A 10,488-nucleotide genomic window follows, 5' to 3' on the forward strand; every position below is an offset into this window, starting at 1 on the left:
CGCTCACCGGCCCCGCCTTCCGGTGCACCGGTCACGGGGACCCTGTTCACCGGAAGGCGTCGAGACCGGTGAGCGCCTTGCCCAGCACGAGCTGGTGCATCTCGACGGTGCCCTCGTAGGTGAGCACCGACTCCAGGTTCGTGGCGTGCCGCATGACCGGGTACTCGAGCGAGATCCCGTTGGCGCCCAGGATCGTCCGCGCCGTGCGGCAGATCTCGATGGCCTCGCGCACGTTGTTCAGCTTGCCGAAGCTGACCTGTTCGGGACGCAGGCGTCCGGCGTCCATGCGCCGGCCTAGGTGGTGGGCGAGCAGGATCCCCTTGTGCAGTTCGACCGCCATGTCGGCGAGCTTGGCCTGGGTGAGCTGGAAGCCCCCGATGGGCCGTCCGAACTGCTCACGCGAGACGGCGTACGCGAGGGCGGACTCGAAGCTGGCCCGTGCGGCGCCCATCGAGCCCCACACGATTCCGTACCGCGCGTGCGAGAGGCAGCTGAGCGGGCCCTTGAGCCCGGTGACCTCGGGCAGCACCGCGTCGGCGGGCAGCCGTACGTCCTCCAGGACCAGCTCGCTGGTGACGGACGCCCGCAGCGACCACTTGTGCTTGATCTCGGGCGCCGAGAAGCCGGGCACGTCGGTGGGCACGACGAACCCGCGGATCCCCTCGTCGGTCTGCGCCCAGACCACGGCGACGCCGGCGACCGACCCGTTGGTGATCCACATCTTCCGCCCGTTGAGCACCCAGTCGCCGCCGTCGCGCTTGGCGTGGGTCCGCATGCCCGCCGGGTCGGAGCCGTGATCGGGTTCGGTGAGCCCGAAGCACCCGATGACCTCTCCGGCGGCCATGGCGGGCAGCCAGCGCTGCTTCTGCTCCTCGGACCCGAAGCGGTGGATCGCGTACATGGCGAGCGAGCCCTGCACGGAGACGAGCGAGCGGATACCGGAGTCGGCGGCCTCCAGTTCCAGGCAGGCCAGCCCGTACTGCACGGCACTGGCGCCCGCGCACCCGTACCCCTCCAGCGACATCCCGAGGGCCCCGATCCCGCCCAGTTCCCGGGCCAGCTCGCGGATGCCCGGCAGCTCGCCCTTCTCGTACCAGTCGGCGACGTACGGCAGGACCCGGTCCGCCGCCCACGTCCGCACGGTGTCGCGGATCGCCAGATCCTCCGCGTCCAGGAGATCGTCGATCCCCAGCGGATCGGCGGGGTCGAACGACGGCAACTTCGAGGACGCGGACATGGCAGAACCTCCGGCACGCAAAAACTAGCAGTGTTAGTCACGACTTCGGGCCCGACGTTACGAGGCGGCACCCCGCAAGTCCAGAGCCCGCGGCCGGCGGTGAACCCGAGTCCCCCGGGCGAACGGCGCCCAGGGGCGAACGCGTACGCGGGCGGGCACCAGCGGACCGAAGGCCCGCTCGGCCCGGTCGGCCTAGGCGGAGACGCGCGACTCCCGGACCTCCCGGGAATCGGCGGCCTCCCGGGGCGCGGGCACCTCGGCCGGCCCCGCCGCAGGCGCCCCGCACTCCATGACACGCGGGAGTCGCAGCGCCATCACGGCCCCGAGCAGCAGCAGACCCGCGCTCACCAGCAGCGTCACGTGCAACCCGTGCACGAAGGAGTCCCGGGCGGCGTGCCGCAGGGCCGCACCCGTGGGCCCGCCCAGGCGCGCGGCCACCTCGTACGCCTCGCCCAGCGAGTGCCCGGCGGCGGCCGAGTCGGCGGCCGGCACTCCGGGAACCGAGGACAGCCCGGGGGTGTAGGCCGCGTTCATCACGCTGCCCAGCAGCGCGATGCCGATGCCGGCGCCCAGCTGGTAGGAGGTCTCGCCGATCGCGGCGGCCCCGCCGGCCTGCGCGGGAGGCGCCTCGCTGAGCATCGACTCGTAGGCGCCGAAGAGCGTGGTCTCCAGACCGAAACCGAGCAGCACGAAGCCGAAGAGCAGCAGGCCCGCGTTGTCGTGCGCGCCCATCGCGGTCAGGATGATCACCGCTGCCGCGGTGACGCAGAAGCCGAGGGAGACCATCGTGCGGGGACCGAAGCGGCGCAGCATGTTGGCTCCGGCCAGTCCCGCCGCCATCGCGGCGACGGTGAGCGGCAGCAGCCGCAGTCCGGTCTCCAGGGGCGACAGGTCCAGCACGAGCTGGAGGTACTGCGCGGCGATCAGCTCCAGGCCGACCAGCGCGAGCATGGCGAGGACGATGCAGCCGACCGACGTGCTGAAGGCGGGCCGCGCGAACATCCGCAGATCGACGAGCGGCTGCGCACGCCGCCGCTGGCGCCGGACGAAGCCGAAGAGCAGCAGGCCGCCGAGCAGCAGCGGCACCAGCGTGACGGGGCTGAGCGGCGGTTCCCCGCCACCGAGACGCTTCACGCCGAAGACGGCTCCGAACAGTCCCGCGGCCGCCATCAGCGCGCCCACGACGTCCCAGGGGCCGTTGCGGTCACCGGTGGACTCGGGCAGCAGCCAGCGTCCGACGGGGAGGCTGATCAGCATCAGCGGGATGTTGACCAGGAAGACGGAGCCCCACCAGAAGTGCTCCAGAAGGAAGCCGCCGAGCAGGGGGCCCACGGCCGCCCCGACGGCGGCGACCGCACTCCAGATGCCGATCGCGAGGGCGCGCTCGCGCCGGTCGGGGAAGACCTGGCGCAGGATCGACAGCGTCGCGGGCATGATCATCGCGCCGCCGACGCCGAGCAGGGCGCGGGCCGCGATCAGCACCTGCGCGGTGTCGGCGAAGGCGGCGACGGCCGAGGCGACACCGAAGAGGGCGTAGCCGAGGAGCAGGATCCGTCTGCGGCCGACGCGGTCACCCAGCGTGCCGAAGAGGATGAGGAGCGAGGCGCAGACGAGTGGGTAGACGTCGACGATCCAGAGCAGCTCGATGCCGCCCGGCCTGAGGTCCTCGGTGACGGCCGGTACCGCGACATGGAGCACGGTGGCGTCGACGGCGACGAGAAGCAGGCTGACGCACAGCACCACGAGGACGACCCAGCGGTTGGCACCGGCCCCGGCCTCCCGACGGCAACGCGCAGCGGCCGTGGTCGTCCCGGACATGTACGTACCTCCCAGATGTTCCCTCGCCTCGGCGGAAACCGCGGGGTGGGGACTCCCTGCGGCTGCGGCGCGGAAGGAGCGGCTCCCGGGCCCACGCAACGAAAGGCGAGTGAACGGTCAGCGTACGCGAGTTCCGCCGGGTGTCGCGTGGCGGACCTCTCACGTTCGCGACGCGGACGGTGTGGTGTGCGCCACGCCCGGGCCCCCGTTCGCCCTGGTCGGCGACACAGTGTGCGGGGCCGGTCACCGAGCGGCCCCGCGGGCCGGCGCCGGTCCCGGGGTGAGCGGCGGGGGAATTCCGCACCCACGGTCGGTGAACGAATTCATAAGAGCCAAAAAACGACGACACCAAATGATCAAAGGAATTGAAGGCCGAACCTGCATACGAATAGGCAAACCACAGAAATAAATCCCCCGCTGAGAGCAATCCCACATCACATCGTCATCACAAACCCAGTGAATCGGGCGGGTCCACAGCTCACTCGCTGTAACGTCGATTGAGTGCGTACCGAACGAAACCTCACCCGTCTGGAGCGGGTCTTCGCCCGGCTGGACCGTGAGCCGGAACGGCCGGCCCACATCCCCGTACCGGAGATGAGCCGGCACAGGGTCGTGCTCTTCGCCGCGACCCTGGCCTTCTACCTGGCCATCGTGTGGGCCGTCGCGATCACGTCGTGGCTGGTCCGCTTCGACTGGCAGGTCATGTTCTTCCGGCCGTACCAGCAGTGGCCGGAGATCCACGCGTTCCTCGACTACTACGTGGTGCTCGGCCAGCGCGGCCCCACCGCCGTGATGGTCTGCGCCTGGCTCGGCTGGCGTTCCTGGCGGCAGCACACCCTGCGCCCCCTGCTGACGCTCGGTGCGTCGCTGCTACTGCTGAACGTGACGGTCGGTGCCGCGAAGATCGGCATGGGCCGCCTCGGACCGCACTACGCCATCACCATCGGCTCCAACGAGATGGGACTCGGCGGCGACATATTTCCTTCGGGCCACACCGCGAACGCCGTGGTGACCTGGGGAATCCTGGCGTATCTGGCCTCGACCCCGCGTGCCCGGCGCTGGCTGTCCGCCCTGTCGGCGGTGACCTCGCTCGGCGTCGGCCTGACCACCGTCTACCTCGGTACGCACTGGCTGAGCGACGTGCTCCTGGGCTGGGCCGCGGGTCTGCTGATCCTGCTGGCGCTGCCGTGGTTCGAGCCGCTGATCGCCCGCGCCGAGGCCTGGATCTTCACCCTGCGGGACGCCTGGCGCGGCCGCCGCGGCGGTACCGTCCCGGCGCCGGCCCCCACCCCCGTCGGGGCGCCCGTCATGGTCACGCAGCCCACCGTCCAGGAGGGGGAGTCCCCGGCCCGCGAGACGCTCGCCGGCCGCCCGCCCCGGGCGGCGGTGCATCTGGCCCCAGGCCCGCACACCACCCGCTCGGAGCGCACCCCCGTCACCCCGGCCGGCAGTCGTCGGCCGCCGCACTCGGACCGCGCGCCGCGCACCACCGGCACCTCGGCCCGCCCGGTCACGGGCGGCTGAGCCGCAGACGGCGGGGCCGGTACGCACCACCTCTCCCCGCCTGCCGAAGGCCCCCGGTTCCTGACGAGCCGGGGGCCTTCGCCGTGCGGTGCTCCCCACGCCGGGAGCGGCGCCGTCAGCCCTTCCAGCAGCGGGTGACCGTACCGTCGGCGACCTCGAAGTTCAGCCGTCCCACGCGGTACTCCATGGTGATGATCGCGCCCGGCGGGAGCGCGCGCACCGTGGACCAGCCGCGCTCGCGGGCCCGGTCCTCGGCGTTTCTCGCCTCCAGTCCGACATAGGTGTCCGGGCTGTCCTCGGGCTCTGCGGGCGGGGTGGTGGGATCGGGTGCCATGCGGCCCACGTTAGGCCCGCGGCCCGCGGCCGGGGAAGCCCGAACCGGCCACCAAGCGTCACGCGTCCCCCTGCGGTCACACTTCTGTCACAGGATCACGACACGCGTTTCGGCCTAACTCCGTCACACGTTCGAGGGGTTCCGCGGGTGTTCCGGAAGCCATGACGGGCAATTCCCGGCCGGTTTCGCAATGCCCCGAATTGGCTGCGCGAATGACCGGACGCCCGCGCGCGGCCCGCCCTTTCGGCGTCGAATCCGCGGGGCCTCGCGCAAACCGGCGCCGCACAGGAATACGCGGTTCCACGACGGAACCGCGGCACGCCCGCGGTCGGACCGAGGGGTGGCGCGAGCGTCGGCGCGTCGGCTTCGGCAGGGGTCGATCACGCCGCCGGGAACCCGCCCTGGGCAGGAGCGGAGCCCGCCGGCCGGCTCCGGTCGAGAGCGGCCGTCAGACGGTCCCGGGCCACTGTGATCGCATCGAGCAGGGCGGGCGGTTCGACCACCTCGAAGGGGAAGTCCATCATCAGGATGTGAACGACCATCAGCTCGATGCTCGCCGCCCCGGTGCGCAGCAGACAGCTGTGCTCGCCCTCCGGCTCCAGCGTCCCGGCCGAGGGCGAGACGCGCTCCGCCGCCTCGTGGTGCGGCACGAGCAGCCGGACGACCGCGTGGGAGGCGTACGCGCGCGTGGAGACCCCTTGAGAGACGTGTGCCGCCAGGTCCTCGGCGGGCGGGGTACGGGGGGTGAAGCGCGGACCGTGGGGTGGCTTGGGCGTGATGCGGTCCGCGCGGAAGGTGCGCCAGTCGTCGCGGTCGACGTCCCAGGCGAACAGGTACCAGCGGCGCTCGGAGCACACCAGCCGGTGCGGCTCCACCGTCCGCCGCGTCGGGGCGCCGTCGTGGTCGAGGTACTCGAAGCGCAGCCGTTCGCAGTCCCGGCAGGCGTTGGCGAGTTCGGTGAGCACCGCGGGGTCGACCGTGGAGGCCTGCGGACCGCGCAGCATCGGCACGGTGAAGGCGTTCAGGGCGCCGACGCGGCGGCGCAGCCGGTGCGGCAGCACTTGTTCCAGCTTGGCGAGGGCGCGGACGGACGTCTCGCCGATGCCCTCGATGCCCTGTCCCGCGGCCTGGCGCAGCCCGACGGCCACCGCCACCGCCTCGTCGTCGTCCAGCAGCAGGGGCGGCAGTTCGGCGCCCGCGCCGAGCTGGTAGCCGCCGCCCGTCCCCGGGCTGGCGTTGACGGGGTAGCCGAGCTCGCGCAACCGGTCCACGTCACGGCGGACGGTCCTGGGCGTGACCCCGAGGCGGTCCGCCAGGTCGGCGCCGGACCACTCGCGGTGCGCCTGCAGCAGTGACAGCAGGCGCAGCAGTCGTGCCGATGTCTCCAACATGCCGCCGAGTCTGCCAGCCCTTGCGGACAGCGGCGGTCCGCGAATGCGTCGGGCGCCCGCAGGCCCGGCCGGCGGCTCAGCCGCCCGCCGTGACCGCCACGGACAGGTCGTTGTCCCGCGTGTAGTAGGGCCCGGCCTGCACGTGGCCGTGCTCGGTGTCGAGGACGACCTTGGGGTAGGTGAAGATCCGCTTCTTGTCGGCGACGTCGTCGAGCAGGCGCGCGATCCGCACCCGCGGCCCGTCCTCCCCCGTGGGACGCAGCCAGAGGTCCCAGAGGCCGGGCGCCAGCGGCCCGTAGCGCAGGGTGAGGGCGAACTCGGCCTGCTCCGCGCCCACTTCGGCGCGCAGGACGGAACCCGCCGCGTGCCGGTGGCGCAGCTCGGCGTACGCGTCCGGCCCGAGCCCGATGCCGTACACCCGCCCGCGCACACTCAATTCGTCCTTTTCTATGAGCAGTTCACCGGCCTCGGCGTGGGGTGCGCGCAGCCAGCTGCGGACGGTGAGATTGCCGTGCCCGGTGGCGTACGGGATGCGGACCGCGACGTGGCCGCGGGAGCCGCCGGGCATCCGGTCGACGAGGGAGCGCAGGTCGTTGACGCCGGGCGCCAGGCGCCGCGGCTCACCTCCGGCGACCCGCGCGTACGCGTCCCAGCGGCCCTCGGGCAGGGCGACACTGCTCGGCAGCGCGGCGCGCAGGCGGCCGTCCGCGGCCGGGGTCAGCGGCAGACTGACCTCCTCGGCGCCCTCTCGGCGGCGCAGCACCAGGAGCGCGTCCTCCGGCTCCCCGGTCTCGGTGACGTCGAAGGTGAGGCCGCCCGCCGAGTCGGCGATGCAGTCGGCGCGCGGTGGTACGGCGGTGTCCTCGCCGGAGGGGCGGGGGGTGGTCTGCGGAGCCGGTGTCATCACGCGGTGCGCCCCCTCTTCCCGGCGAAGCGTCCGGCATCCCGAACGGCATACGCGCCGCCGAGCAGCGCTCCGCGCGTGCGGTGCAGCGATCCGCGCACCCGGCCGCCGGGGGTGGCACCGCCGCGGCGGGCCAGCGCGGCGAAGACCGACTCGTGGCGCTCGGCGATCCGGGCCGGGTCGAAGCGCGCGGAGTCCTTCAGTGCGGCGTCGGCCATCGACAGCCGCAGGGCGTCGTCGTTGATCAGCTCCAGCAGCCCGGCGGCGATGGCGTCCGCGTTGCCCACCTCGACGAGGCGGCCGTCGACACCGTTGTCGATGATCTCGCCGGGACCGTGCGGGCAGTCCGTGGACACCACGGGGAGGCCGCAGCGCATGGCCTCGACGATCGTCATGCCGAAGGACTCCAGACTGGAGGTGACGGCGGCGATCGAGCCCTTGGCCCACTCCGGTTCGATGGGGTTGGCCGGCCCCATGAGGTAGACGTGGTTGTAGAGGCCGAGTTCGTCGATCAGAGCCCGCAGCATCTGCTTCTGCCGGCCGCCGCCGTAGATCCGCAGGCGCCAGTCGGGCCGCTGTGCGCGCACCCGGTCGAAGGCGCGGATGAGCAGGTCGTACCGCTTCACCGGCGCGAGCCGCCCGGCCGCGACGACCCACTTGCCCGAGCCGTCCGCGGGCTCGACGCCGGGAGCCGGCACCGGGTTGGGCACGGCCTCGATCCGGACCCCGGGCAGGCGCATCCTGCCGCGGTACGCGCGGGCGTCCGCCTCGGTGGTGGTGGTGAGGGCGTCGAGGCGCGGGTAGGCGCGGCGCAGGTGGGCACGGAGGGCGGGCGAGTGGCTGTCGAGCGTGAGGTGCTCCTGTCCGACCCGGAGCGGTCCGCGGCGGGTCTGGCGGGCCAGATGGACGTTCAGCCCGGGCCTGGTGCCGACCACGACGTCGGCCTCGACCGTCGCCAGATGCCCGGCGATACGCCGGTCGGTGAGCGCGCTGTACTGCGCGTAGCGCCCCTCGGCGCGGGGGAAGACCCCGGCCGGGCGGCGGCTGTCCGGATCGTCGGCGTCGCGCCCCCGGCCGTCCTCGCGGACGTCGACGAGGTGCCGCAGCCGGACGCGCGGGCCGGGCGCGAAGACCGGCTCGTCACGGTGGCGGAAGACCGAGACGATCTCGACGTCGTGCTGCTGGGCGAGGGTGTTCGCGAGGTTGTACGTCGTCCGGATGGTCCCCCCAATGCCGTATGCGTTGTGTATCAGGAAGGAAATATGCATGTGTCCCCGAATTCCCTGAGTCCCCTGTCTCGTCCACCTACCGCACGGTTAGACCCGGGGAACGGGTGAGGGGTTGGGCGCCCACACCGTGTTGTGCCCGAACGGTGTCCCTATCGGTAGGTCCGTTCGGGAACCTTTGCACCGTGTTGTGCATCAGGGCCGGTAGGACAGCTGCGGCACGTCGAAGCAGTTCTTGTTCATGTCGCCCTGGCCGACCCAGCCCTCGGCGTCCTTCCAGCGGGCCACGGAGACACAGGCCCTGCGGCTCCTCGGGGGCTCGGCCAGGTGCTCGTACACGACGGGGAGCAGGAGGCCGTCGGCCGTGTACGGCACACCGCGGTTCATGAAGCGGTCGACGCACGCGCGCGTGACGCCCGTCGGGGCGCACGACCGGGCCGCGTCCGTGAACCACATGGCGGCCGCCCAGCCCTCCAGCTGCCACTGGGAGTGCGTCTTCAGTCCCTTGGTGGCGTCGCGGAACTCCCGCACGGCCGCGTCGCCGGTGTCCTCGTGGTTGCGGCTGGACCCGGTCGCCCACAGGGCGTTGCGGCAGCGCGGCGCGTCCTTGTAGTCCTCGGGGACGGTGGACGTCCAGTTCTGCACATTGGTGACCTTGGCGACGACCTCGGCGCCGACGTCGTCCATCGCCGCGCACAGCCGGCTGTTGCCGTGGGTGTCCAGCGCGTCGAAGACGAGGTCGGCGCCCTGCTTCTTCAGGTCGGCCGCGGCGGCACGGAAGTTGGGGAGCGCGAAGTCGACCTGCTCGCCGACCACCCGGTAGCCCTCGGCTCGCAGGCCGCGGGTGACGAGGCGCGCGTAGGCGGCCGACGCGGACTGGTTGTAGGAGACCACCGCGGCCGTGCGGGCGCCGTGTTCGCGCTTGAAGTAGCGGTAGACCTCGGTGCCGCCGTACAGCTTCCCGTCCCAGCCGGGACTGCCGTCCCGGGGTGCGAGGCTGCCGTAGATCCCGTACAGGTGCGGATAGGTGTCGTAGGCCGGGCCGATCGGCTGGCCGCCGATGTCGGGAACGCGCGCGCGGGACACCCGCGGGGCTCCGGCGTAGTCCAGGGCGGTGGTCGCGACGAGTGCGACGACGTGCTCCTCGTCGACGAGCCGGTGCACGCACTCGTTGTTGCCGACGCCGCTGCCGCCGTCGTCGCAGGTGCGCACCTCGACGGTGCGCCCGGCGATGCCGCCGCGCGCGTTGAGCCGGTCGAAGAAGGCCTTGGCGCCGTCACGCGGGCCCGTGAAGGCAGCGCCGCCGACCGGGCTGGTCGCGCTGCTGACGACGCCCACACGGATCGGCGCGGCGTCCCGCCCGGTGGGCGTCGGCCGGTTCTCGAAGTCGCTCTCCGGCAGGCGGCTGCCGCAGCCGGTGGCCACCAGGAGCAGCAGACCCGCGGCGAGGGCCGCCCTGGGCCGCACGGCCGGTCAGCAGCCCGGCCCGGGGGACGTGTTGCCGCTCAGCTGGACCAGCGCGCAGAGCGTCTTGACGGACACCTTCCACGTGCCGTCCTGCTCGACGGCGGTCCCCGAGGCGCCCGGCAGCGCGGTGGCGCCCTTGAGCGTCAGCGAGTACGTCACGTCCGCCTCGGCCGGGGAGGTGAACTCGACCTTCTCGACCTTCGCCTCGACCTGCTCACCCCGCTTGTCCCCGTTGAAGCCCTTGAGGACCTCGGTCATCCGGTCGCCGTTCTCCAGGACTGCCTGCTTGTCCTTCACCGGGACGGCCGGGTCGAAGAACTTCTGCCAGTTCTGCCTGATCTCCTGCTCTGCGGCCGCCGTGTCGGACGGGGCCGTCGCGCCGCCCTCCGAGCCGGTCGACCGCTCCACCGAAGGGGTGGGCGCGGTCGTGTCGCCGCCGCCGCTGTCGTCGCCGCACGCCGTGAGGGCCGCGGCGAGGGCCAGGACCACGGCCGCCACCGCCCCCCGGACATTGCCCCGCCTGAGGTCGCTCCCGAGAACCATCTGGCTCACCACCGGGTGTCGGTCCGGGCCATGCGCGCCCGGTG

At 72.7% G+C, this 10,488-nt stretch carries 9 protein-coding genes; 1 reads left to right on the forward strand and 8 read right to left on the reverse strand.

Features of this window, described 5'->3' with window-relative positions:
• Window positions 1–46: 46 nt before the first annotated feature.
• Both ACZ4NT_RS34140 and ACZ4NT_RS34145 read right to left on the reverse strand, forming a co-directional pair.
• Window positions 47–1,237 (reverse strand): acyl-CoA dehydrogenase family protein, encoded by a 1,191-nt coding sequence (locus ACZ4NT_RS34140; protein WP_121403967.1) that lies wholly within the window; start codon window positions 1,235–1,237, stop codon window positions 47–49.
• 192 nt (window positions 1,238–1,429) lie between these two features.
• Window positions 1,430–3,055 carry an MFS transporter gene (locus ACZ4NT_RS34145; RefSeq protein ID WP_121403966.1) on the reverse strand — a complete coding sequence of 542 codons (1,626 nt, stop codon included), beginning with the start codon at window positions 3,053–3,055 and terminating at the stop codon, window positions 1,430–1,432.
• Between the two features lie 501 nt (window positions 3,056–3,556).
• On the opposite strand from ACZ4NT_RS34145, the gene ACZ4NT_RS34150 reads away from it, so the two are divergent.
• Entirely contained in the window at window positions 3,557–4,579 is a 1,023-nt protein-coding gene (locus ACZ4NT_RS34150; protein ID WP_121403964.1) for a phosphatase PAP2 family protein, read from the forward strand.
• A 115-nt stretch (window positions 4,580–4,694) separates the two neighbouring features.
• Here ACZ4NT_RS34150 and ACZ4NT_RS34155 read toward each other — a convergent pair whose 3' ends face one another.
• From ACZ4NT_RS34155 to ACZ4NT_RS34180, 6 genes are all read right to left on the reverse strand, one after another.
• Complete coding sequence (locus tag ACZ4NT_RS34155; RefSeq protein ID WP_121403962.1) at window positions 4,695–4,913, reverse strand: I78 family peptidase inhibitor; 219 nt, start codon at window positions 4,911–4,913, stop codon at window positions 4,695–4,697.
• Between the two features lie 380 nt (window positions 4,914–5,293).
• Window positions 5,294–6,304: a helix-turn-helix transcriptional regulator gene (locus ACZ4NT_RS34160; protein ID WP_121403960.1), complete on the reverse strand. Its 1,011-nt coding sequence runs from the start codon at window positions 6,302–6,304 to the stop codon at window positions 5,294–5,296.
• Window positions 6,305–6,380: 76 nt separating this feature from the next.
• Window positions 6,381–7,208, reverse strand: coding sequence for a hypothetical protein (locus tag ACZ4NT_RS34165; RefSeq protein WP_467729039.1), 828 nt, complete (start codon window positions 7,206–7,208; stop codon window positions 6,381–6,383).
• Complete coding sequence (locus tag ACZ4NT_RS34170; protein ID WP_121403957.1) at window positions 7,208–8,476, reverse strand: glycosyltransferase family 4 protein; 1,269 nt, start codon at window positions 8,474–8,476, stop codon at window positions 7,208–7,210. Before ACZ4NT_RS34170 ends, ACZ4NT_RS34165 begins: the two co-directional genes overlap by 1 nt.
• A gap of 153 nt (window positions 8,477–8,629) precedes the next feature.
• A complete protein-coding gene (locus ACZ4NT_RS34175) occupies window positions 8,630–9,901 on the reverse strand; it encodes an ABC transporter substrate-binding protein (protein ID WP_467728997.1) in 1,272 nt (423 codons plus the stop codon).
• A gap of 6 nt (window positions 9,902–9,907) precedes the next feature.
• Window positions 9,908–10,444, reverse strand: coding sequence for an MTB12 C-terminal domain-containing protein (locus tag ACZ4NT_RS34180; RefSeq protein ID WP_121404805.1), 537 nt, complete (start codon window positions 10,442–10,444; stop codon window positions 9,908–9,910).
• Window positions 10,445–10,488: the final 44 nt, after the last annotated feature.

The organism is Streptomyces sp. NPDC026417 (assembly GCF_055567695.1).